22 protein-coding genes and 3 tRNA genes are annotated in these 24779 nt (G+C 41.2%); 14 read left to right on the forward strand and 11 right to left on the reverse strand.

Annotated elements, in window-relative coordinates; translation table 11 throughout:
* Positions 1–181: 181 nt before the first annotated feature.
* The 11 genes from RSJ42_RS06685 to RSJ42_RS06735 all read left to right on the forward strand — a co-directional run bounded on the left by RSJ42_RS06685 (position 182) and on the right by RSJ42_RS06735 (position 9601).
* Positions 182–253 (forward strand) — tRNA-Cys (locus RSJ42_RS06685).
* A gap of 357 nt (positions 254–610) precedes the next feature.
* Positions 611–681 (forward strand) — tRNA-Cys (locus RSJ42_RS06690).
* A gap of 254 nt (positions 682–935) precedes the next feature.
* Positions 936–1007: transfer RNA gene (locus RSJ42_RS06695), tRNA-Cys, on the forward strand.
* A 13-nt stretch (positions 1008–1020) separates the two neighbouring features.
* On the forward strand, positions 1021–2385 hold the full coding sequence (gene pscS, locus RSJ42_RS06700) for an O-phospho-L-seryl-tRNA:Cys-tRNA synthase (protein ID WP_048048033.1): 1365 nt from the start codon (positions 1021–1023) through the stop codon (positions 2383–2385).
* A gap of 55 nt (positions 2386–2440) precedes the next feature.
* A complete protein-coding gene (locus RSJ42_RS06705) occupies positions 2441–3736 on the forward strand; it encodes an O-acetylhomoserine aminocarboxypropyltransferase/cysteine synthase family protein (protein WP_048048032.1) in 1296 nt (431 codons plus the stop codon).
* A gap of 121 nt (positions 3737–3857) precedes the next feature.
* Positions 3858–4754, forward strand: a complete 897-nt coding sequence (gene pdxS / locus RSJ42_RS06710) for a pyridoxal 5'-phosphate synthase lyase subunit PdxS (RefSeq protein ID WP_048048031.1) — start codon at positions 3858–3860, stop codon at positions 4752–4754.
* 276 nt (positions 4755–5030) lie between these two features.
* Positions 5031–5879, forward strand: coding sequence for a methanogenesis marker 8 protein (locus RSJ42_RS06715; protein ID WP_048048030.1), 849 nt, complete (start codon positions 5031–5033; stop codon positions 5877–5879).
* 230 nt (positions 5880–6109) lie between these two features.
* Entirely contained in the window at positions 6110–6808 is a 699-nt protein-coding gene (locus RSJ42_RS06720; RefSeq protein ID WP_048048029.1) for a CDGSH iron-sulfur domain-containing protein, read from the forward strand.
* A 90-nt stretch (positions 6809–6898) separates the two neighbouring features.
* Entirely contained in the window at positions 6899–7678 is a 780-nt protein-coding gene (ygiD, locus tag RSJ42_RS06725; RefSeq protein WP_048048028.1) for a 4,5-DOPA dioxygenase extradiol, read from the forward strand.
* 610 nt (positions 7679–8288) lie between these two features.
* Entirely contained in the window at positions 8289–8621 is a 333-nt protein-coding gene (locus RSJ42_RS06730) for a hypothetical protein (protein WP_052735043.1), read from the forward strand.
* 245 nt (positions 8622–8866) lie between these two features.
* Entirely contained in the window at positions 8867–9601 is a 735-nt protein-coding gene (locus RSJ42_RS06735) for a hypothetical protein (RefSeq protein ID WP_410509821.1), read from the forward strand.
* Between the two features lie 34 nt (positions 9602–9635).
* Here the strand turns inward: RSJ42_RS06735 and RSJ42_RS06740 are convergent, their stop codons facing one another.
* The 9 genes from RSJ42_RS06740 to hgcC all read right to left on the reverse strand — a co-directional run bounded on the left by RSJ42_RS06740 (position 9636) and on the right by hgcC (position 18233).
* The gene (locus tag RSJ42_RS06740) at positions 9636–10034 is read right to left on the reverse strand and encodes a threonyl-tRNA synthetase editing domain-containing protein (protein WP_410509822.1); all 399 of its coding nucleotides are present in this window, start codon (positions 10032–10034) and stop codon (positions 9636–9638) included.
* A gap of 36 nt (positions 10035–10070) precedes the next feature.
* Entirely contained in the window at positions 10071–10646 is a 576-nt protein-coding gene (locus RSJ42_RS06745; protein WP_410509823.1) for a class I SAM-dependent methyltransferase, read from the reverse strand.
* Between the two features lie 203 nt (positions 10647–10849).
* On the reverse strand, positions 10850–12199 hold the full coding sequence (locus RSJ42_RS06750; RefSeq protein ID WP_410509824.1) for a nitrogenase component 1: 1350 nt from the start codon (positions 12197–12199) through the stop codon (positions 10850–10852).
* A 13-nt stretch (positions 12200–12212) separates the two neighbouring features.
* The gene (locus tag RSJ42_RS06755; protein ID WP_410509825.1) at positions 12213–13757 is read right to left on the reverse strand and encodes a nitrogenase component 1; all 1545 of its coding nucleotides are present in this window, start codon (positions 13755–13757) and stop codon (positions 12213–12215) included.
* 267 nt (positions 13758–14024) lie between these two features.
* Positions 14025–14960, reverse strand: a complete 936-nt coding sequence (locus RSJ42_RS06760) for a hypothetical protein (protein ID WP_410509826.1) — start codon at positions 14958–14960, stop codon at positions 14025–14027.
* The gene (locus RSJ42_RS06765; protein WP_410509827.1) at positions 14947–16110 is read right to left on the reverse strand and encodes a (Fe-S)-binding protein; all 1164 of its coding nucleotides are present in this window, start codon (positions 16108–16110) and stop codon (positions 14947–14949) included. Before RSJ42_RS06765 ends, RSJ42_RS06760 begins: the two co-directional genes overlap by 14 nt.
* Before the next feature lie 415 nt (positions 16111–16525).
* Positions 16526–16849 carry a mercury methylation ferredoxin HgcB gene (hgcB, locus tag RSJ42_RS06770; protein WP_410509828.1) on the reverse strand — a complete coding sequence of 108 codons (324 nt, stop codon included), beginning with the start codon at positions 16847–16849 and terminating at the stop codon, positions 16526–16528.
* Positions 16850–17923 (reverse strand): mercury methylation corrinoid protein HgcA, encoded by a 1074-nt coding sequence (hgcA, locus tag RSJ42_RS06775; RefSeq protein WP_410509829.1) that lies wholly within the window; start codon positions 17921–17923, stop codon positions 16850–16852. It lies immediately after the preceding gene.
* Between the two features lie 19 nt (positions 17924–17942).
* On the reverse strand, positions 17943–18233 hold the full coding sequence (gene hgcC, locus RSJ42_RS06780) for an HgcAB-associated protein HgcC (RefSeq protein WP_410509830.1): 291 nt from the start codon (positions 18231–18233) through the stop codon (positions 17943–17945).
* A gap of 231 nt (positions 18234–18464) precedes the next feature.
* Between hgcC and RSJ42_RS06785 the strand changes: the two genes are divergently transcribed.
* The 3 genes from RSJ42_RS06785 to RSJ42_RS06795 all read left to right on the forward strand — a co-directional run bounded on the left by RSJ42_RS06785 (position 18465) and on the right by RSJ42_RS06795 (position 20538).
* Positions 18465–19394 carry an AAA family ATPase gene (locus RSJ42_RS06785; protein WP_048048019.1) on the forward strand — a complete coding sequence of 310 codons (930 nt, stop codon included), beginning with the start codon at positions 18465–18467 and terminating at the stop codon, positions 19392–19394.
* A gap of 380 nt (positions 19395–19774) precedes the next feature.
* Positions 19775–20014, forward strand: a complete 240-nt coding sequence (locus RSJ42_RS06790; RefSeq protein ID WP_200895581.1) for a hypothetical protein — start codon at positions 19775–19777, stop codon at positions 20012–20014.
* 323 nt (positions 20015–20337) lie between these two features.
* The gene (locus RSJ42_RS06795; protein WP_259637134.1) at positions 20338–20538 is read left to right on the forward strand and encodes a winged helix-turn-helix domain-containing protein; all 201 of its coding nucleotides are present in this window, start codon (positions 20338–20340) and stop codon (positions 20536–20538) included.
* Positions 20539–20981: 443 nt separating this feature from the next.
* Here RSJ42_RS06795 and RSJ42_RS06800 read toward each other — a convergent pair whose 3' ends face one another.
* Both RSJ42_RS06800 and RSJ42_RS06805 read right to left on the reverse strand, forming a co-directional pair.
* Entirely contained in the window at positions 20982–22676 is a 1695-nt protein-coding gene (locus RSJ42_RS06800) for a TolB family protein (protein WP_048048016.1), read from the reverse strand.
* Positions 22677–23685: 1009 nt separating this feature from the next.
* Positions 23686–24747, reverse strand: coding sequence for a tyrosine-type recombinase/integrase (locus RSJ42_RS06805; protein ID WP_080932906.1), 1062 nt, complete (start codon positions 24745–24747; stop codon positions 23686–23688).
* Between the last annotated feature and the right edge of the window lie 32 nt (positions 24748–24779).

A 24779-nucleotide genomic window follows, 5' to 3' on the forward strand; every position in this document is an offset into this window, starting at 1 on the left:
GTGGCAGTAGAGTCCTTCTTCACGGGGCTCATGGAAAAAATATATTAACAGTATACGTGTATTTGAACCTTCTAAATGTCAAACAGCAGAAATATTTGAAACTCTTTTTGCCTTAAAACATAACTTTAAATATTAATACTGTGTATGATCTGTTGCCAGTTCACAATCGTGAACATGTAGTGCCAGAGTGGCGGAAAGGCTACGCAATGGACTGCAGATCCATTTCATCCCGGTTCGATTCCGGGCTCTGGCTTAAAAGTTTCCTTTACACACAAAGAAAACTTTTAGATATGAAAACTTCAGGGTCTAATTGTTGAAAATGACACATTTTGGACACAATGCCAAAATCTAGTGATGAACGTGAAATTAAAAATCACTAGATTTTGAAAATAGCCATAATCCTTTGAATGTGGCCTATTGATTGATGCCGGAAGATCCCGAATATCGAGTTTGATTGAAGACTGCATTCTTCTTGGAAATTCTAGATTTCAATCAAAAAATGAAAAAATCACTAGATTTTAGAACTGAGTCACATTTTGCCTTAAAAAATAGTTTTAAATACCAAAAATGAGTATGGTCTGTTGCCAATTCACAATTGTGAATAATTGGTGCCAGGGTGGCGGAAAGGCTACGCAATGGACTGCAGATCCATTAATCCTGGTTCGATTCCAGGCTCTGGCTTAAAAGTTTTCATTACACACCAAGAAAACTTTTAGATTTATCGAAACGCAAGTCGTAGACGAACAGACAACATTACATAACCCGCTTTCTGCAGAGGCTCACGAAAAACACCCGTTCTTCTCAATACAGCTTCTCAGGCAGATTCTGAAACCTAACTCGCCAAAATGGCTGTATCGGGCAAATCGGAATAGATCCACAACTATGAATATCTGCGGTGTGTGGGCACAAAAAACAGCAACTCTAACTCTATGAATGCTGAGATGGCGGAATGGCTACGCGGTGGACTGCAAATCCATTACATCCCGGTTCGATTCCGGGTTTCAGCTTAGAGGTAATCTCATGGATATAAGAACACAAAAAACATTTGAGGCACTTTTTGCCCTTGAGGATATTCGGGAGACCCTCAGACAAACCCTTCCAAATATCACAACTTCGGAAGAAGAACACTCCATTAAAGAAGGAGTAAATAAAGTCCGAAAAATTCTGGACGATATAGAAAATAGCACCGGAACCCCTGAAATAAGGAAAATAGCTGACAATATTGAGATCCGGTCAAGAGAAGAAACTTACATCAATATACAGCCGATCCAGGCAGCTGGAAGGCTTACACCCGAAGCACGAAAAGCCCTCATAGCATATGGGGACGGCTACTCTACCTGTGATGCCTGCCGCAAACCTTTCAGGCTGGACAAAATCACCAGCCCGCCTATTGCCCCGTTTCATGAACAGCTAGCCAGCTTTGTTAACATGGACGTTGCTCGCGTAGTACCAGGTGCAAGGCGCGGTTTTCAGGCAGTGGCATCTACCCTGGTAAATAAAGGGGATTCTGTCCTTGTTTCGGCCCTTGCTCATTATACAGAGTTCCTGGCAGTAGAAGAAGCAGGCGGAATAGTAAGGGAAGTGCCCTTGAACGAGAAAAAGATAGTAACGGCAGATGCTACAGCTGAGAAGATTGAAGCCGTCAAGCAGGAGACAGGCAAACTGCCAGTACTGGTGATGATTGACCACTTTGACTATCAGTATGCCAATGAACATGATGTAAAAGGTATCGCAAAAGTTGCACATCAGTACGATATTCCTCTCCTGTATAACGGCGCATATACCGTAGGAGTCAGGCCAGTTGATGGAAAGGATATAGGTGCGGATTTTGTCGTGGGCTCAGGCCACAAAAGCATGGCATCCCCTGCACCTTCCGGGGTACTGGCAACAACCGAGGAGTGGGCTCCAAAGGTATTCCGTACGACTCAGATGACCGGAGACCTCACAAAGCGCAAGTTTGGCGTAAAAGAAGTAGAGATGCTCGGCTGCACACTTATGGGATCGACGCTGCTGGGTATGATGGCTTCTTTCCCTGCTGTAAGGGAGAGAGTAAAGAACTGGGAAGATGAGTTGAAAAAGTCGAACTATCTGATTGATGGTTTACTTGCTATCGAAGGCAGCAAAGTTGTTTCAGAGTACCCGAGAAAACACACCCTTTCAAAAGTTGATACCACTGGCAACTTCGATGTAATAGCGCAGAACCATAAGCGCAGAGGTTTCTTCCTTTCAGACGAACTCTCAGGCAAGGGTATTGTCGGAGAATTTGCAGGAGCTACACGCGTCTGGAAACTTAACACATACGGGCTTTCCTGGGAGAAAGTTCGCTATGTGGTGGATACATTCCAGGATATTGCTAATAAATACGAGCTTCAGGTAAAAAAGTAATTTCGGACAAAAAGAAACTTCAGAATAAAAATTCAGATAAAAGGGGACTATTCTAATGGCCACAAATAACTATAAACTGGGAACACTTGCCCTTCATGCTGGACAGAGTCCTGATCCAGCCACAGGATCACGTACAGTACCAATATACCAGACAACGTCATATGTTTTCCGGGACACAGACCACGCAGCTAATCTTTTTGGTCTCAAAGAGCTTGGCAATATCTATACCCGTATAATGAATCCTACCACTGATGTGTTCGAACAGCGCATAGCTGCCATTGAAGGCGGGACCGGAGCCCTTGGAGTTGCATCCGGTTCGGCAGCAATAACCTATGCCCTGTTGGCGATTACCCGTGTAGGGGATGAAATCGTATCCGGCAATAACCTCTATGGCGGGACCTATGAGCTTTTCAATTATACTTTTCCCAAATTTGGAAGGAAAGTTATATTCGTAGATTCGACTGATCTGGAGGCATACCGCAAGGCTATCACAGATAAAACCCGGGCTATTTATATCGAGTCAGTAGGGAACCCAAAGCTCGATGTTCCGGATTTTAAGGCAATTGCAAATATTGCCCACGAAGCCGGAATTCCGCTTGTTGTAGATAATACAAGTGCTGTCGGGCTTGTCCGTCCCATTGATTACGGGGCAGATATTGTAGTGCATTCTGCAACCAAATTCATAGGCGGACATGGGAATTCAATCGGCGGCTCAATAGTCGATTCCGGAAAGTTCGCATGGAATAACGGCAAGTTTCCGGAACTAACGGACCCTGACCCAAGTTACCACGGCCTGAAATACTGGGATACTTTTTCAAATTTCCCGGGACTTGGGAATGTAGCTCTTGTATTCAAAATCAGGCTACAGCTACTCAGGGACACAGGTGCTGCTATCTCACCTTTCAATTCATTCCTGCTGCTTCAGGGACTTGAGACCCTGCACCTGAGAATAGAGAGGCACTCCGAAAATGCCCTTAAGGTGGCAAAATACCTATCAAAACATCCGAAAGTTTCATGGGTCAATTATCCCGGTTTGCCGGACCATCCAAGCCATGAGCTTGCAACCAGGTACCTCAAAGGCGGTTATGGTGCACTGCTGGGTTTTGGCGTAAAAGGCGGTGCAGAAGCAGGAAAACAGTTTATTAACTCTTTGAAGCTCTTTTCCCATGTTGCTAATATTGGTGATTCAAAGAGCCTTGTCATCCATCCGGCAACCACAACCCACCAGCAGCTAACTCCTGAGGAACAGGAAGCAACAGGCGTCAAGCCGGATTACATACGCCTATCCGTGGGCATTGAGGATATAGAGGATATAATCTCAGACCTTGAGCAGGCTCTTGAGAAAGTGTAACCTGCACAGATTTCAGATAGATAACAGAAAAATCGAAAAAAGAAACCTTTTTTATTTTTTGATGAGCTATTGCTCATCGTAAATCCTTTTTAATTTTTTCCAAACAACGAGGATGACATTCATGGACTTTGAAAAATTGAGACATGGGACCGAACTTATCAAGCGGGGCTTTGCACGCATGCAAAAGGGAGGTGTGATCATGGACGTGACAACTCCCGAACAGGCCAGGATCGCAGAAGAAGCCGGAGCAGTTGCTGTTATGGCTCTTCAGGCTGTCCCTGCAGATATCAGAAAGGCAGGCGGGGTTGCCCGTATGGCAGATCCCGAAATCGTGCAGCAGATCATTGATACGGTTACTATCCCTGTTATGGCAAAAGCAAGGATCGGGCACTTTGTAGAAGCCGAAATTCTTGAAGCACTCGGCGTTGACATGGTAGACGAATCCGAAGTCCTTACTCCTGCCGATCCATTCTACCACATAGACAAAACGCAGTTTACCGTGCCTTTTGTTTGCGGAGCCAGAAACCTTGGAGAGGCTCTCCGCAGGATCAATGAAGGAGCAGCCATGATCCGTACAAAAGGAGAAGCCGGAACCGGCGACGTCAGCCAGGCAGTAAAGCATATGAAGCAGATTCAGGGCGAAATCCGCGCACTTAGAGGAAAGACCAAAGAAGAGCTTATAATGGTCGCAAGGGAGATTGAAGCTCCTATCGAACTCGTAGTAGAAACCTCAAAGATGCAGCGCCTTCCAGTAGTGAACTTTGCAGCCGGTGGAGTTGCGACCCCTGCTGATGCAGCTCTCATGATGCGCCTTGGTGCAGACGGAATTTTCGTAGGCTCAGGGATTTTCAAAGCAGAAAACCCTGAGAAGATGGCAAAAGCAATTGTTGAAGCCGTAAACAACTACGACAACCCTGCAAAGCTAGCAGAAATTTCAAAAGGCGTGGGCGCAGGAATGAAAGGCATAAGCGCAGATATGATTCCTGTGCAGGAAGCCCTTCAGGAACGCGGATGGTAACCCGAATTGCGATTCGGGAGCCCGCAGTCTGTTTCGCTTCGCTCAAGCAGACTAACTAATGGGTTACTATTGAACGAGTTCAAGAGGACTAATTTATGATGAATCATAGAAATTAAGCCTCTTTCAAGAGAGAAAATAATTGCTTGGTTTTTAAACCAACTAATAATTTTTATAAATCACTTAAACTTTAACTGAAATTTCAGGTGAAATTTCACCTGAGTCTGAGTTTCCTTAATTTCTTAAAATCTTATGTTTTCTATGTTTGAGAGGTATAACATGCCACATATAATGGAATTAATGGGAAAAACGAGAGTAGTAGTAAAGGATGGGAAGGTTATCGAAGTTGGAGAACCTGAAGTCAAGTGGTGTCCTATATTTGCCAAGGTGCGCGGAATCCAGAAAATTACTCCGGAAGAAGTCAAGAAAAACATGGAATTCAGAATCAGCGATTTCGGGATATTTACGGATAAACGCCGTCTGGAGCTCGAAGATTTTGTAGGGTTTGGAGCTACTGAAGTTATGATGACCGGACTTCGCAGTGGGCTGCTTGACACAACGGTGACTGCCTGCGATGGTGCAGGTACAGTCATAACCAGCAACCCTACCCTAGTCCAGGGTATGGGAGGCAGGATGTCAGGGCTCGTCGAAACCGAACCCATTGAAGGCATCATTAAAGGGATCACCGAACGCGGGGGAATTGTGCTTGATCCCTTAACTGCAAAACTTGACTCTGTTGCAGGTGTGAGAAAGGCAGCAGAACTCGGGCACAAAAAAATCGCGGTAACCGTTCCTTTCGCCGAAACCGCAAAAGAGTTACGGAAGCTTGAAGCTGAACTTGGACTTGATCTGATAATAATTGGCGTACATGTAACAGGTATCAGCCGGGAAGAAGCTCAGATTCTTCTGGAAAATGTTGATATCACAACCAGCTGCGCTTCAAAGTTCATGAGAGATCTTGCAAAACCTCTCGCCCAGGTGGGGACTGCTGTGCCGCTCTTTGCCCTTACTCAGAAAGGAAAAGAACTTGTGGTCGAGAGGGCAAAAGAAATTGAAAGTCCAATCCTTATCAACTCTATGCCCCTGCCGGAACTGCCTGAAAACAAACAGCCCAGAGAACTGAAATAATATAAAACCAAAGCGGCTTTGAGCTTTGCTTTAATGCTTTATTTCTTTTAGCTCTGGTTATATTTATTACCATTTTTTAATGGAAAAGCCGCTATTTTTTGTCTAGTGTGACGATACAGAAACGAAGACGGTAAATCTCATAATGCATTTTCACATATATATTAGGTCATTAGTTATTGAAAACCATAACGCAGAGTTTTTCTTAATTTTAAAGGGGGATATAAATAACCATGACGAACGAAATTGAAAAAAAGCCAAAAATTCCGGAAAATTCCATGAAGATCACTGTGAGCAGGAATGGTCCATATATCGTGACCGGCGGTGTTCCACTTATTGTTTCGGAAATTCGCAGTGATGAGGAAGGCTATTGCAAAGACTGGCTGGAAGTCAAAAGATACCCTTTGAAGGAACAGTATTCTCTATGCCGTTGTGGTAAGTCAGAGAATAAACCTTTCTGCGATGGGATGCATACAAAGATTCACTTTGATGGAACCGAAACCGGAGACTATGAACCCTATATTGAAGGCGCAGATACTATTTCTGGTCCTGTGCTAACTCTACTCGACAATAAACATTTCTGTGTCCACGCTGGATTCTGTGTACGGGCAGGAGGAACATGGAAGCTTGTGAAACGCGATGACCCTGATACCAGGAATATAGCCATTGAAGAAACCTTCAACTGCCCCTCCGGGAGACTGGTGATCATCGACAACACTACCGGAAAGGCAATTGAGCCTGAATTTGAGAAGTCAATTGTTATTGTTGAGTCTACCCTGCTCCACGAACAGGGTCCTCTCTGGGTACGCGGCGGCATCCCGATAGAATCCGCAGATGGCAAACTGTACGAAATTCGGAACCGTGTCACTCTTTGCAGGTGTGGAAAATCGGAGAACAAGCCTTTCTGTGACGGTAGCCACATTGAGGGGTAAGAATCAATTTAGAGATAGGAATGAGAATGAGAAAAATGGTAATAACGAATGCGAGCTTAAACTCTTGCTATTAAATATTGAGGTCAAGAAATGCCTGAAATTATGCCAGTTCTTTTTGTGGGACACGGCAATCCCATGAATGCATTACAGGATAATGATTATACCAAAGCATGGGACCGAATAGGCGCCGAGGTCCCGCGGCCTGAAGCTATCCTGTCCATTTCCGCTCACTGGTACATCCCGCAAACTGCTGTAACTGCGATGCCTGTACCCAGAACAATCCATGATTTTGCCGGATTTCCGGAGAATCTTTATCAAGTTACCTATCCTGCCCCCGGAGACCCAGCCCTTGCAAACCGTATCATGGACTTACTTCCTTCAAATTTAACAGGCCTTGATAATCAATGGGGACTGGATCATGGAACATGGTCAGTTCTCTGCCATATTTATCCTGATGCTGATATTCCTGTCGTGCAACTCAGCATTGATTGGACAAAACCTCCAGAGTTTCATTATAAGATTGGCAAAATGCTTGCGCCACTGCGAGAGGCGGGGATCCTCATTATCGGGAGTGGTAACCTGGTGCATAATTTGCATGCTTACAGCTGGAGCCGGCACTCTGTTGAGCCCTTTGATTGGGCTGTTCGGTTTGAAAAAAGGGTGAAAGAAATGCTTCTGGATGCAAACGATAATCCTCTCATCAACTATATTACCCTTGGAAAGGATGCAATTCTTTCCATTCCTACTCCAGATCATTATTTACCTCTACTCTACGTTATAGGTTGTCGAAAAAGGGATGAGAAGGTCAGTTTTCCAGTCAAAGGATTTGATGGCGGTTCGGTTTCGATGCTTTCGGTCAAGATTGGCTGAGTAATAAAATAACTGTTTATACACAATAAACACCAGCATCCAGCTTTTTAGAGCTATATACTGTCAAAAAATATATTTTACATGAAACTGCCTTGAGATTTAAGGAAGAATAATTGGTAGAGTAGATTAGTTCAGTTATTACATAAAGAAAAAAGGAGGATTGTGGAGACGAGTTTAATCAACAACAACAGCTGAAGGATAAAGATTCTATTGCATTCAAAACAAAAAGATTAGATGATTTGCGATACTTAAACTTTTTAAAGTTCATACTTTTACCTGCTATTTAACATCTTTATCTATTACTGGATCCTCTTATAAGATCCTCTTCAGTTTAACAAATTACAATAACACTTGTAAATATTTAAACCCATATTTCACGGCAAAACATGCCTGCTTTTCTCTATTTAAATACCTTGGAGACATTTCTTATCCAATAATTTAAGATACGCTTACTCCAAAAAAATTGTATTGTTGGCCCTTGAATCGGTTTTTTTGGCGTAAAGTGTTGGTAATGATCCTGAGTAATCTTATAAATGCCAGTAGCTCTATTTCACAACGCCCCGATCAAACAGATATTATTATTTAGTAGATTAATCGTGGAGTAAATACTATGGAAGAAGCTTATAACAAAACATTCGACACAGATTCGGAGATTCATCCGGGGGCAGAAATACGCCCTGAATGTGACATAGAAAAAACCAAAGGCAAAAGAAAAAGTCCTTTGCTTGCCGCTTTATTGTCTCTTATAATTCCGGGACTCGGCCAGGTCTATGCAGGTGATCTACTTAGAGGATTTGCATTGATTGCAGGACTCGTGATTAGTTTATGTTTGATAGCTCTCATCATTGGATTTCTCACATTTCCCGCTATCTGGATATTTGCAGTAATAGACGCATACAAAATGGTAAAAAAACAGAATGATAAAATCGATTCGTGTCCATAAGATTTTGATTTCAATTCATGAGTGACTATAAATTTGATAAAACAGTAGATCTTCCATATTTACTGGATTTTTTTCCATATTTGTTGGATTTAAGAGATTAACTTCTGTTTTTGAGGCGAAATTATTTCCGGATAAAACATCTGTCTAAATAAAAGTAAAGTTTTAGGATAACACTATAATATCAATAATCAAGATTATGAAACGCACTACACCATAAATGGTGTCAATAATACCGGGTGGTTCAGGTGAACGACGAAATTTTTGAACAAATCCACAAGAGCTTAACTGTGGAACAAATAATGACCAGAAGAGAAGAGTTTTATTTCCATCCTCAAGACTCAAAATTTCATAAAGAAATAACTGTTTTTCCTATTAAAAATGAAGACGGGACAATCCTTCGATACTTTGATAGTAAGGGCTCCAGAGAGCATTATATATTGCCTAATAAGATAATTTCGAAAGACCTGGATATAATGTCTTTAATCAAAATGCTGGATAGAAACTCCTTTTTCTTTGTAATCCATGCTGAAATCGTGGGGATAGTTACTGTTGCAGACTTAAGGAAAGGGGCTGTGAGGATGTTCTTTTATCTGCTTCTCTACAGGCTGGAAAACCAGATGAAAACGTTTTTCAAAGAAAGAATGTCTGAAGAGAAATTTATAAAACTTGCAAAACCTAAATGCAGATCGCAAAATAAAGTGTATGAACTCTCTGTTTTTGAGGAGTGCAGCTTTTACGATTATCTAATAGCCCTGAAATATTATGATGCTTTTAAGCAAAAACATGGTTTGTCGATAAGAGATATTGAGCAGTTCGGAGGACTTGATAAATTCAGGAACTGGATCATGCATCCTTCAAGGGAAGAAGTCAAAGTAAAGATAGACTCGGACCTGGAGTATAATCGTTACCTGTTCAAGCAACTTGATAGAATTCAGAAGCTCGAAATATTATTGCAGGATCCGTTGTTACAAGACTCATAGATTTTTTATACATTTTAAAATCGTATTGATAGAATTATATTGATTTCCAGACTTTTGCCAGCGATTCCCCCTTCACATGGATTTTAAATTCGAATAGATAGCCGAACGGTGTCATAGAAGTTTCAAGTCCTTTTGCAGTTAGTTTGTCCCTGATTGTTTCAATTGCATCTTCAGCAAATTCGACATTCGATTTGCTTTCAGATAGGTGTCCGAAAGAATGAAGGACTATCTTATTTCTGCCTGTTTTTTTAGCCAGCCAGATGATATTATTTACAGCTTTTTTAACAACCCTGTCTTTCTGATCCTCATCTTCGTTCTCAACATTAATAAAAATGACCAGGGAATCAGTTGTGGATTTTTCGACTTCACAGGTCTCAGCAGAGTCGACAGTCTTGCTGAAAGTTTTATACCAGAAGTCCTCAGTATCGAACATCAATAGCTTCATTGTAATCACATGATAAACGTAACTTTATTTCCCACCTGGCTTTGAGAAGACAAGCCCATAATGATATGGATTAAGATTATGCCTGCTCTCCAACTTAAATCCCAGATCAGAAGCCCATTTGATGCACTGTTCGGGCCTGGGCCGTATATCCATTGGTGGGCCCCGTGGGGTCTCAGGATTATAATTCCAGTGTATAATGCCTAATTTACCTTCTGGCATTAAGACACGGTAAGCTTCCTTAAGAAGCCCTTCTGGTTTTTCTGCATGCAGGATATTGAACAGCATTGCATAGTCCATACTCTGATCTTCCATACCGGAGCTTTCAAGAATGAAGTCACAGAGCATTGCTTTTATGTTTTTTAGATTCTCATTGCTTGCTCTCTCGGTGACTCTTTTTATCATTTTTTCTTCAATATCAATAGCATATATCGTCCCTTTTATCAGCTTTGACGCAGGTATGGTAAAAGTTCCGTAGCCGCATCCAAAATCAACTGCATTCGCTATGCTATGGTCAAATCCCATGACCACCAGGATTTTTCTCGGGTCAAAAAAGTGCTCCCACAGGTTTTCGGCTGGCATACCGCTTTCTCTGATTTTCATATTCAATACTCCATGGATTCTACCTGCAAAGCGTGCGCTGGCTTATTATTTTTCAACTTCTGTATTCCCGGCTTAAAAAAGAATAAAGGAAAAGAACGGAGAGATGATAAAACCCTAAGTTTTAAAGTGAGTGGAAAAATGGAGGATAAATCCACTCATAGGTAAGATTACTTACAAGATATATTACTCATACAGGTAATTATTCACAGAGGCCCTGCATATTTACTCATAATATCTTCCAGCAAAGTAAGCCCTCCACTGAACCCTGCGTAATTGTGCTCAAGCACAACACGATCATATGAAGGGAATGAAACCGTCAGATGTATGGCATTGAATTCAGGGCCGGCTATATTACTTTCGAGAGAACTCGCAAGCAGAAATAAAAAACTCCTGTCTTTTAAATTCTGCCGAATCCTGTAGGCGTCAACTTCATAAATTATCTCGGGCCATGCAGGAGTTTCAAGGCCAGTTGTCAGCTCCTCATTTATTAATTCACGGGCCTCCGCAGGTGGATTATCCGTTATCTGGACAATGTCAGGCAGATATCCCACCTCATTTGCAAGGTATTTTGTGATGCTTACAGCCGCATTACTGTCGGCAACAACCGCGAGATACGGATGTGGTCTGACGATCAAAAGAATATCGCCAATGTATTCTGCAAATCTGTAAGCTCGCTTCTCTTCTCTGGCAATCAGATCTTCAATAATGTCAGATGGAACATCTAGCCTTTCTCCTATAATTCTCAGAAACTCTGAGGTTTGCTTTGGTCCTACAGGGACTCCGGGGAAAGAAATATAGGGGGTGTCGAATTTTTCCTCCAGTTTCTTTGCCGTTTTATGCCCGACCCAGCTTGAGAGGACAATATTATATTCAGCAGCAGGAATTTTTTTCAGGTTCTCTAGAGCATCAAACTCTCCTACGATAAGATTCGCTTTCAAGCCTATTTTTTCAAGAAGCGTTTTTATCTCTCTTGCTTCACCCTTCCAGAATATGTGCTGGGATGGGACTATGCCGAATACATTTACCAGCCCTTTTTCTTTCGGAGTCTCTTCAAGGAGCTGGTCAATTACAGCGTCGAAAAAGTATTCGTAACCGTCGTATGAAGTTCCTGCAAACCCTGAAGTATTCACATGTATGATCGGAACGTCAGGGTTCTTTTCTTTATACCTCCTGATGACCGATCCAACATCATCTCCTATAAGTGAGGGAACACAGCCGGAAATGACTGCAAACAGCTCTCCATTTACAAGTTCTACCGTTGACTCGATAAGATTTGCAAGTTTTTTCTCACCGCCGAAAATAACATGCTCTTCAACTAAAGAGGAACAGGGGGTACTTGTTCCGCCGTAAGGGCCTCCGGCATTCTGGCCGCCTCCGTAAAATTGGCCGAAGAGCTGCCCGATTCCACATCCAGCCCCTGAATGAAGTATAGGAACAACTCCAAATATGCCTACTGCGGTTGAATATGCCCCTCCGAGTGCGCAGGAGTAGCGGGGTGCTTCGATAGCACCTGATATAAAATTATTTGGCTCTAAAGATTCACTTATTACCATGATTACACCTGATTTAGTCCTCTGCTTGAAGATAATACAGCGAGTTCGGCTGTTTGTACCACCATTCTTTGTATGTGCTCTGTGTTTTTTCTTTCATTGTTCTCTGATATGAATGGCTTTTCAATGACTGCAAAAGGAAGTTTCCAAATGCAATCGCTCCAGTATAGCCGCTCTGGGCGCTCCAGGGATGTGGATCGGACCTTAAGGCGTGAACCCTTGTAACACCTTTATCACGCTTAAATGCGCCTCCCTGGAACGGGCAGGTCATTGCGATATCTGGATCTCGCTGATTTGTTATGTGCGTCTGTTCTGCAGCCTGGAAAGTATTTACCAGAATGTCAAAGTCCCCCATCTGGGTGATCAATTTTTCAAGGTCTTTGAGGATGAGGTTGTCAAAGTCCTGGCACATTGCAGCTGAAGATTTAAGGCCGAGTTCGTCAAAGTACGGGACCTGAGCCAGAAGCCTTCCCTGACCGAGTGCACCCAGCACTTCTACCTTTTCTCCGTTGCCTTTGATATTTTCAAATTCGTGTCTGATCGCTTTCAGCTTCGGAAGCCACTTTTCATGTTCTTCTTTGATAAGAGCTTCTACTTCCCTTTCTTTTCCGGTATTTCTCGCAATCTCCCTGAGCCACTCATCTGTGTGGGCGACCCCCATCGGAGATGGATAAAGGAAATAAGGAATTCCATATTCCTGTTTAAGCCCGCGGGCCAGATAATCAGTATAAGTCGGGCACAATGGGGCAGTAACTGCAGCTTCTGAAAGCTGTTCAAACTGCTCCACAGATGCAAATTCAGGGACGAAGTTAACTCTAAGACCTACTTTTCCAAGCAGGCGCTTTATTTCCAGCCTGTCCTGCCATGTGTATGAGAGCATGCTTGCTACGTTTACCAGGTCTTTCTGCTTCTTTTCCGGCTTTTTGACAAGGTATTTCAGGACTGCGTGCCAGAAGGCATCGTAACCGGTCTGGACAAGCTTTGAGCGTGAGCCTTCACAATGGATAGGGACTATTGTTGCTTTTACCTGCGGCTGGTATTTTGCAACAACTCCTTCAATGTCCTCTCCGATTATTCCTGAGGTACAAGAGGTAAGTATGAAGATTGCTTTCGGATTGTACCGTTTTTCAGCCTCAAGTATTGCTGCACCCAGTTTTTCGCCGGCACCGTAGACGACATCTCTTTCCCCGAGGTTTGTTGTAATCCAGTGAAGATCGTAATTTGCAGGGCGGCCAAGTTCAACAGGAACATGCCTGTAAAGTTCACGATACCCTAGAGCTGAAGATGAGCAGCCTACAGGTGCATGGTATATGGCTACAGCATCACGGATTGTTCCGATCCTTACTGAAAGGTAGAAGTTCAGAACACAACCACTGGACTGCTGGAAATTCCTTTCTCTCTGCCTCAGGCAGCCTGAACGGGCTTCTTTTGCAAGGTCGCTTGCTTTTCCATACCAGACATTTATGCCGTTTGCCCTCTGCTCTCTGTTGGGACATGTGGCCCGTGATAGGTCGATTCTTTCTTCGATAAGTTCATTTTCAGTAAGTTCTGTTTCTGACATCAATATTACTCCGTAAGATACCCGGTTTTCGTAATGAATTCGTCTCCATTATGTTCTGCTCCTTGGCATCATCCCCTCCATTCTCGTTAATGGATATATAAATCGGGAATTCAGCAAAAATGTGACATTGTTTCTCATTATCCGAAACTTTGCGGCAATATTCACTTGCCGGGATTTCGATAAACCCATAGCTAAAAGATCCTTAGATATTAGCTACTCAAGAATTAGTGGGCAAAATATTTTGGGGCCTCCAAGGAGGCAACCCATTTATGCTGTGGCAGTCTCTGCCAGTTCAGAACTCTGACTCAGTCCTGAGTTTTGATCTGCTGGCCATTTAGAAAGGACTATATCCCAGGTATAGAGCCATGAGACAAAGATCCAAACTATACTTCCGGCAGTGCCTGGATCTATCACAAGGATCTTCAAGATTATGGCATACGATAGGACTGTCAAAATAAGAGAGATTGTAAGACCTATAATACCTTTTATCGGCTGAGCAACCTTTTGTACAGGCCAAGTTTCCAGGTTCCATGAGAACATAACGAGCCACCACACAAAAAGAACAAAGAACAGGCCTCCTTCAGGCTTAAAGAAACTCGTGCCTGCCATGCTATAGGCTTGCCAGAAAATAAGGCTTAAGAATCCTAAAACAGTAAAAGCCAGAATTCCCTTCACTGGCTGGGAGACCTGCTGCAGTGGCCACTTCTCTACCCAGAAGAAGTAGTAAACAAACATTGCGAACCAGATAGACGGAACAAATCCGTATCCCACCATAAGAATTATGGCAAAAACGTAACAGAAAAGAGCGTTGAAGAAAACTGCTTTAGGCTGGGAAAAACAGTTAACAAAAGGATTATCAAAAGCGATAATGATCCCAATTCCAAGGAAGAGATTCGAGATCAATGGCCAGTAAGTTTCAGATCCGTATCCAAGCCATGAAATTATCAGTGGATGCAACACTCCACCCACCAGGCAGATACCCAGATAGGTAATTCCCCTCAGAGGCTGCTTTACTTTCTCAAGTGGCCAGTTTCCAGCAAGTGAAACGATAAATGCAGCCCAGACGAAGAATAAGGCATATACGCTTAACATATCCGGATTAATACCAAAAGTTCCCTGACCAATTCCAATGAAGATTATTGAAGAAATAACAACACAAAGGACTGGAATAATTCCACGAACAGGTTGATTATTTAGACTCATGCTTTACCTCCTCAGTTAAATCTCCTGCCCACTGGCTCAAAACTGACTCGTGCTTTGTTTTCTTAGCTAAGCTTCTTGCCCACCGGTTCAATGCTTTCATATTTTCCGTTGCAATTTCAGGAGAATTGGGAGTTTTTAATGCCTGTTCAGCCGGATTTTTGCTGAATAATAGATCAAGTAAGTGGACACAATTCTTTCCCTGGCCGGAGAATATATCACGGCAGGTTGCACAATAAGTAACCAGATCATGGGAAGATTCGCGGATTGTCCTTTCTGTTTTTGCTGCACCGACATCTGCATTCGCTAGAAATACCATTCCTCCCATCCCACAGCAGTGAGTATTGTCCCGAGTATGAGTGTGTTCATCAATCGTATACCCTGCTTTGGAAATCAAAGCGCGTACAGCATTGTGAATTTCCGACTGACCACGTGTAGAGCAGGGATCATGAATAGTGTAAGTATTGTTTCCCTTTTCTGGAATTTTAGCACCAATTTCGGAAAGCACCCTATAAAGAGAGACTGGCTTGACATCAGCCAATCGCTCGGAAAGACGTTTGTAACAATATGGGCAAGCTACGATAATTTCCGAAGCTCCAAGATTCTTTATGTCTTTCTCAAGTTGCTCTGATATCTGATTAGCATAGTCAGTTTTTCCAATCAGTTCAGATGGTCCTCCACAACATCCAAGTGCAATCCCTAGATTGGAATATTGAGCAGTAAGATGTGAGTATGTTGCCTGAACAAGATCAGGCGAATACGCGGAAAGAGCACATCCAGGGAAGAAAACTGCATCACAGGATTCTGCTCCTTTACCCGCAGAGACAATTCTAAAGTTATCTGACAAGTAAAATTCCTGCCCCTCAACTGCTGGCTTGTGACCTGGAAGTGGCCCGATCTTTTCTGACACCAGGTTCTTGCGAGCTTCAATCATCATAAGTCCAATATCAAGATTCTCAGGGCAGAGTTTTTGACAGTATCCACAGATATTGCATGAATAAGGTAGTACAGGATTGTTGGAAAAACTCGTATTCAATGCTTCGTTAGCCAGTTCTTTTGGAGTCTTTCCATATGCGATTAAAAAGTCACATTCATCAGTACATTGACCGCATTCTAAGCACTTTGCTGCAACTGCTTCAGCATAATTTGTCACTAATATCCCTCGATTAGAAGTTGAAAGAGTTACATATATCTTCACAATTGTGAAGTGGGTGTCTACTTTGAAATCGAAAGTATTTATACTCTTAAAATCTGGCAAAATTTGCCTCAATTTGTCCAAATTTGAAAAAATATGCAGGTAGACGCGAAAATAAAGCAGTTCAAAAAAATTAAAGAAAAAATAGAGTAAAAAATATTGATGAATAGTTTTCGAATATAGAGTCAGAAATTATACAATTTCAGCTTTAGAACTTGGAATTTTTCCTATATAACTGAATAACTCTAGAAAATAATGAAGGGGAAATGTAACGGTCTCTAAAGTCATAATGGCAAATGAGTAAAACATAAATAATGACTTGCATTATTCATTTAATCCTCATGAGTTATTTACTGTTTTTACCGATTCTTACTTACGACTGCTTCTCTGTATTTCCACCGCAGCAAGATCCAGATTCTCCTCCACAGCCACACTCACCGCTATCCATATCCTTTCCTCGAAGTGCTGCACCTATCATTGCCCATGCACAGCCAACCCCACTCTGCACTTCAATTGCCTGAACCGGACAATTCAGAGCACATGCTCCGCATTCCATACATGCAGACGGTTGTGAAAGTTCAACTCGTTCTTTTCCTTCTGCAAAAACTCCATGTGGACAGACCTGTGTACAGCGCTTACAGTTTATACATCGATCTGGATAATACTTGAGCGTGTTCTCAAGGTAAGAATTAAACATTTAGATCCACCTCATCAAAGCGATTATTCCAAGCAGAACTGAGAGTATAATTCCAGAACCTGCCATAAGTGCCATAACAGGTGTGTATCTGAAAATTTCTTTTTTAACGCCAGTCCTTGAAGTAAAAGTCGTACATCCTGTAAAGTTAAGGGCTAAGTACGCTACCAGGGATGGCATAATCAGAAGTACTGCCAGTGATATCAGAGTATTCTCCCATAAGGGCAATACAGAATTTGTCGTAAAAGAAACAACTGCGAAAGGAATAGCAACAATCCCTCCCAGAATGAGCCCTTTTGTACTGAAATCATGCGTAGGGATAAATGGTAGCAGAGCTGGGAAGAATACAGTTCCCGCAAGAACTGTTGTGATTGCAGCGAGAGCTGCAAGAGGACCTGCAAGGAAATAAAGAATAATACTACCAATGATTGTCGGCAGTGCTACATGAACAAATTCCACGGGTGTCAGTACCAACCTATCTTTTAATGGGAATTGAACTCTGCGCATCTCAGGCGTTGCCTTCCGCGTTTTGAGGTATTCTTGAAGGTCGCTGGCACGAACAGGACCATATTCCACCGTAAATCCGGATCTGCGTTTCACTTCGTATGCAGAGATTCCCGGAGCTGACAACTGGGGAAGAATGAGGATGCGGTGCTTGACAACGTCTGTAAGCCCTGTAGATGCTATACGCCGCACAAGTTCATCTGTTCCAAATGTACCCTTACCCGCAGCACACCAGACATTTATTCCCTTTGTGTCCAGAACAAGAATATAACAATCAGTTCCTGCGAGTGCAGAACGAACTGCATCAAAACTCAGCGTGTAATTTGCAGAGACAAAAACAGGTGAATCCGGTGTCGGGTTTCCTAGCCGGTAAAGGCAGGGCTTTACAATATGTCCCATCCGGTTAACTCCCCACCGGGCAAGGAAGTGATCGAGCCGATTGGCGAATGTGATTGTGCTTGTGGTATTGAGAATCTCAGAAACCGGGAGATTTTCAGTAAAACGATTTAATGGCTTTATCTCCAATCTCTGTGTGCATGAGCATGATGAACCAGCAGTCTTTTTATTGTCCATGTGGTCCCAACTCCTCTTTTCAATCGTTATCTTGCATCAAAGGGTCTAACACATCTTTTACCATTCCGCTAAGGGACTCGACCTTTATGAGAGCAAGGCAGCAAATACTACCTTCCTTTTCCCAGCTGATCAAAGCAAGTTTATTCCCTGGATTGATGCCAGCTTTTTCCCGTACGTCTTTTGGAAGTACCATCTGTCCTCTTTCATCCACACTAAGAACTGCCTCGACCTTGCATCCCGAACCCTGATTACATCCGCATGACGATCCGCTAGAATTACAACATTCATCAATTGTTTTCTTATTGGCCATTAGAATCCTCATGATAATGAGGTTTTCCATAAATTTATACTTTTCTGATTTTTCTGATTTATCAGTAAAATTATCAAATTAATCTTTTCATTAGCCAGATAAGAAGTAGAAATTCAATAAAAAAGAGGGAATTTTTGCCGCAAAATCAAGAAAAACAGAATTTAAAAGTCAATTATTGCTGAAGTCTAAGCTTATAAATTGTATCTGTTTGTTTCTCCGTATGGTGATGAAATGACAAAAGCACGAAACATCGCAATCTACGGAAAAGGAGGTATCGGAAAATCGACTACCTCATCAAATCTTTCAGCAGCTCTTTCGGACCTGGGCCTTACAGTAATGCAGATCGGCTGTGATCCAAAGAGCGACTCCACAAATAACCTGAGGGGCGGGAAATCGATTCCTTCGGTTCTTGATGCTTTAAGGAGTGGGAAAAGAATAGAAACAAGCGATATTGTCTACGAGGGCTTTAATGGCATTCTCTGTGTCGAGGCAGGAGGTCCGGAGCCTGGAGTGGGATGCGCTGGCAGGGGTATTATTACTGCAATTGAACTCCTGAGGCAAAAAAATGTCTTTGAGGAATTCAAACCTGATGTAGTAATATATGACGTCCTTGGAGACGTTGTCTGTGGAGGGTTTTCAATACCTATCCGTGAAGGTGTAGCAGAACAGGTATACACTGTCGCATCCTCGGATTTCATGGCAATATATGCAGCCAACAATCTCTTCAAAGGAATAAGAAAATATGCAAACAATGGCGGTGCGCTGTTCAGCGGCATAATTGCAAACTCAATGAACCAGCAGATTCAAAAGGAGATAATAAACGACTTTGCAAGTCAGACAAAGACAACGATTGCAGGATATGTGCCCCGTTCGCTTGATGTTACAAGGAGTGAACTCAGAGGGCAGACTGTGGTCGAACATGCACCTGACTCAGAGCAGGCTGAGCTTTACAGAGAACTTGCAAGGGGCATTTTGCATAATGATAAGAAATATGTTCCTGCCCCACTGGAATCTGAAGAACTCAAAGTATGGGCTGAAAGCTGGTCAGATATACTCCTCAGGGAGCGTGAACATGTACAACAGGGAGAAGTGAAAAGAAGCAGTATTGAAGGAAAAAGAAGCAGTATTGAAGGAAGAACGCTGGTAAGCTCGGAAGCATGAAACTCTTAAGTTTCGGCCTTTAAACTTCTGTTGTAAACCCTTTCTGCAACAGGAGTTTTCGAACTTCAAGGTAACTCTGTGAACTCATACTTTTATCTGTGCATGGAGGCATTTCATCCACTTCTTTGCAAATGACAGTTGTTTTATTCCAGAATTTCTTTTTGGAATCTCTTTTTTTCAGTAATTTTTTATTCAGTTCTGTGATCACAATGTTTTTATAACTTAAGAAAATAGTGTATTCACAATTGTGAATTCTACGTTAAAAAAGTTCACAATTGTGAACCCATATTTGTACATAAAAATATAGAAAAAATCATACATGCGGTAAGATAATGGGTTTAAATGAGCAGAATATAAAGCAAAACAAGAGTTATAGAACTATGATTGATTCGGAGGGAGCGGGGCATATCAGAATAATCAGACGTATCAACCTGAAGACTCTAATAGAGATCTTTAAAGAATTATATCTAGAACTTAAAAAAGACCCTGAAAAAAAACCGCATATAACCATATATGTTTCTCATTCAATTTACGAAGAGATGTCGGATAACATGAAGCACTTCCATGAATTTGCGGTCTCGTGTATGGATGGTACATTTGACCTGATAGTTATTAGCTAACTGATTCGTTTCAGTACTTCTAATTAAGAACGAAAAAGCTCTGAAGTTATTTTTCGGGCATTTCTCCATCTGAGATACTTTAAGGTACAATTATGTTAATTTGCCTTTGTTTTTCATATTTATCTCTCCTTAAAGTCTAACAAACTAATCCTTTTGTATCTGTTTTTAAAATTTGGACCAAACGGCTTAAATATAAAGAGCTCTTTTATAAGGATGGTGACTCACTATGAGGGATCGTTTTTGTTGAAAATGAATCTATAAACGACAATTCGAATGAAATTAGCTACGAAAAACTTGAGAAACTGCCTCCGTCTGCAAAGCTGGTGTTTAAAACGCTTGAAGCAAACGGACAGATGACACAAAAAGATCTAATTCGTGAAACAATTCTTCCTTCACGCACAGTCCGATATGCATTAAACAGACTAAAGGAAGAAAAAATCTTAATGGAACGTTTTTATTTCCTTGACTCACGCCAGAGCCTTTACGAAATAAAGAGGCAGGTGAGTAATGCTATTGTAGTCTGAAGTAATATGAAGCAATAAATGCTCTTTTGTGCAAGCATGTTTTACAAACATGCCTTTGTACAACCACTTAAACTGCAATATAAATCTGAATCTTGAGGTTTTTACCTCAATCTTTTTCTTAACTCTTATTTCCTGCACTGCATATGAGCAAGTTTAAAAAGGTATGTCTGAGTTTTTCCAAACTCTACTTCACAAACATAGAGAAAGAGTAGGGAGCAGTACGATAACTCCGGGCACGTCAGATCTGCACTTTCAACCTATGGAAAAAACAAAGGAGAGCGTAAAGAAAAATTCTGAAACCAGCCCATTTAAAAACGAAAAAATGAAATAAGACCTATAGATTTGAAGATATTAAAGCTAAAATACCCTGTTTCAATAATGGAGCATTTCATCCATATTTAATAACAGAATATTTGCTTCAGCATCAAGAATCTTCGAGCTTTTCATAAATTCAATGAGTACCTGTAGACATCAAATCCCTGCTGGTCTTTTTCTGTAGAGGTTAAAGGATCTCTCCTGTAAGTTTCCGTGCGGTTGTCTTTCAGACCTGCCCGTACAAAAAACACAAACTCCTCAGTTTCGTTATTTGGTATTACTGTCACATTCAGGGTTTCTTCCTTCCCTGTATTCCATTCATGCTCTACGAGCTCAACAAGTGGATATTGAGCAGTTATCTCTCCATCTTTACCCTGAACAGAACTACCTTCTGAATAGATATTGACAATGCTGCCTGTTCCCTCCGCACTTTCGATCTTCTCTTTACCCGGGAAGGAAACTGAGATATTCCCTTCACTTGCGTTTCCTCCCTCATTTGTTACTGTTATGGAGATTGTGGCATTTCCTTCCTGAGAAAGTCCTTCGGGAGGATCGACTTTAATGCCGGTAATTTTTGGAGAAGGTGGATTATAAGGTTCAAATAAGAGTTTGATAACAATAATATCCGAACCATTAATTGCAGCTCTATCCGAACTATTCATGTGATCAACGCCCGAATCGTTTATCGCACTAATATTTGAGTCATCCATCGCGTTAATATCCGAGCTATTAATCAAATCAAAGTTCGAACCATTTATATTTGAACCGTTTATCGTATCGGTATCTGTGATATTAACAGTAGAATTATCCCCCGTGTTGTATCCTGTGAAAACAATTTTTGACCCGTCAGGGCTCCACTTGGGAACAGAATCAGGGCTTCCAGTGTTGTTTGTAAGCTTGGCTCTGTAATTTCCTTCAATATCCTTGATCCAGATATCAGGGCTCCCTCCTTCATCCGAGACATATGCTATCCATTTTCCATCAGGACTGAAAGAGGGATTCCACTCGTTGTACGATGTATTCGTTAACTGCGCCTGATTTGTACCATAAAAGTCTATTACCCACAGGTCATATGTGTCTTTCAAGTCTTTTGCACTATAAATGATTCTTAATCCAAGAGGACACCAGTCCTTTCCAATTCCTACATTTTCTGATGCCCCTAGCCTTGTTTTGTTGCTTCCGTCCCGATCAACTATCCATAACTGAGACGGCATATCCTCAGGTTCCTGCGTATATGCTATTTTTCTCCCAAGGCGACACCATACACCCCAGCCTTCAGAGACCTGCGGGTCGTCGGTAACAGAGAATACTGTTCCGTTTTCCAGGTTTGCCAGATAAAGACCAGATTGAGAATCAATCGATTTAGTCAAAATCAGTTCTGTTCCTCTAGGGTTTATATCACTAAAGCCGGTAAGATTTCCTTCTCCAGTGCCCGTTCGTTCTATCTCGCTGCCATTTGCTCTCATTCTATATGATTCAAGACTATCTGAGTCATTTCTTTTAACAGTGTACAAAATGTAATCCTCATCCGGAGTCCAGACCGGAGAGAGTTCAGATTCGGGACTATCAGTTAGAAAAGTAATTTCTTCTACAACATCATCTGCAGAAATAATTTCTCCATCGTCTGTAGTCTTTCCTGCGGCAATACAGATTAAGCCGGAACCGGAGTCAAAATAATTTCTAGAAGCATTTTCTGTTATATTCAATCCAGATCCTTCTGTAAAGTTACCATACCAGGATAGTTCATTGGTCACTGCCTCTACAGGCAGGACAAGAATTACAATGAACATTAACAAACACAAAGCTTTGAGTATTTCTTTCATATGTAGTCACCGTTAACTTAGAAAAATTAATCTTATCATTATATATGATTAATTATAAAACATATCGAAATTTTAGTCCATATTATACATCGTTAACTAAATTCAGGAAATGTATGGACATAGATAGAAAGCATTGATAAGTTCTGGATAATCCGCCGACATTGTCTCATAAGAATAGAAATAGAATTTTTCGATTTTCTCTTATTTTTCATCGGTATTGATAAAACCAGATTTATGGGAGATTAAAAGTCTTACAAGTTTCATGAGCCTGTATACTTAGAGCGTGTCCTAAAATTAAATTTGATTCTACAATTAGGATCGGATTTACGCAATTGAACTGAAAAACGGTAGAATTAAACCGTTAAATGTCTAACGTGTAAATTTTAACCATGATGTCTTATGTATTTGATTTTGCACATCTGGAGAGTAAGTAAGTTGTAATTACTTTAATATCTTAATTTAAATTCAAAAACATTCACTATCCAAATGTAGAAGTGATTTGAATTTTAAAACAGCCTCTAACACCCTTGGTAAAGTTGTCTGTGTGAAATCATCTTTTACTGCATTTTTAACCTTGAAGCTAGGATTAATAGGGTGTTTGAATTACAGTTTTACCATTATACCCCTTATTACCTATATGGATTTAGGACTATACAAAGTTATTTTATTTTTTTAATCGATTATGCATTTTATTGATTATCTGTCATCCATAAAAATAGCATAAGTTGGGAAACAGAAGCAAAGACAAAAGAATAGACAGGCAGAGGTCATAGACTGACCCCTGCAATCTTTAATAACAGACTCGCTTTTGCTCTCTGTAGAGGAGAACCAAACTTTAATGTTCGCTTCAAAAAGTCGTCATGCGTTGCCACATAATTTTTTATGTGTGTCACTGTTTCTACGTCAAAGTTGCCACAATTGTTCTCCATTTGATCACCAAATTTGTTGGTGATGGTGGTATAAATGGACGAATTAGGCAATTAAAGATATGCTTCCTTTCTATATATATTCAATCCTCATTCTTGTTTGTATAAAGCTGTTCAATTATATTTGGATATTTTGCAATAAGCTTTGCAAACTCGGTTTCAAAACTATCAGATTCGGTTTCTAATTGTCTAATACTCTCATCCTTTAAAGGCATACCACACTTACCACAATACCTACTAGACTCTGGGTTAATTTCTTTGCACCTTGGGCACCTACCAACCTTAAATTTATTCTTGTCCTCGGTTTGTAATTCTATTCCATATGCCTTAAGTACAGCGTCCTGAATATCTCTTTGAGAAAGGTGCACGTAAACTGCAGCCATGTTACTGCCAGCAGTCCAGCCCAGATATTGCTTAAGTTGTTGTTCTGTAAATTGGTTGGCAAGGTGGGAGGCTCTACTGTGCCTGAATAAATGTGGATATAGATCTTTCTTTATTCCTGTTCTCCCTTTTAATGTCCTCATAAGGTGCGACAATCCAGAAAAAGAGAATTGTGCAAAAGGCTCCTGTAACGAACAGAATAAAGGATCACAGCCTCCCTTTGTAGGGTGACTTTCGACCCATTGTCGTAAGTAGGAAGCAGAGTAAACAACAGGAATAGTCCTAGACCCTGTCTTACCCTTTGGTATGGTCACAGTTGCCCCAAACTCTGTAAAAGTAACATTCTCTAACCTGATTGATACTAATTCACCTTTTCTGCAACCTGATTCATAAAGAAAAGATATTAAGGCTTTATCCCTTGGATTCCTGCAAGCCTCTATAAGCTGCTCTATTTCAGCTTGAGTAAGTATAATTGGTGGTTCTTTGCGCTTTACCTTTAATTTAATGTTCCTGGCTTGCTCAGGTGAAAAGGTTGATAGAAACTTTTTTAAGATAGCTCGATATTGATAAAGGGTACTGTCTGTGTAGTTTCTAGGCTTCAGGTATCTTAGATACTCCATGACGGTTTTATCTGTGACTTCCCTGCCATCAAGCCATTTTATAAAAGGTTTTAATATGAATATGTTGTTATCAATTGTCCGTTTACTTAATCCATCATCCTCTAACCTTTGTAAATATTCATCAAGGAAAGAATCCATATCCATGCTTCAGTATATAAACAACAAACTATAAAAGA

Origin of the sequence: Methanosarcina hadiensis (assembly GCF_046529725.1) — an archaeon.
GTDB lineage: Archaea > Halobacteriota > Methanosarcinia > Methanosarcinales > Methanosarcinaceae > Methanosarcina > Methanosarcina hadiensis.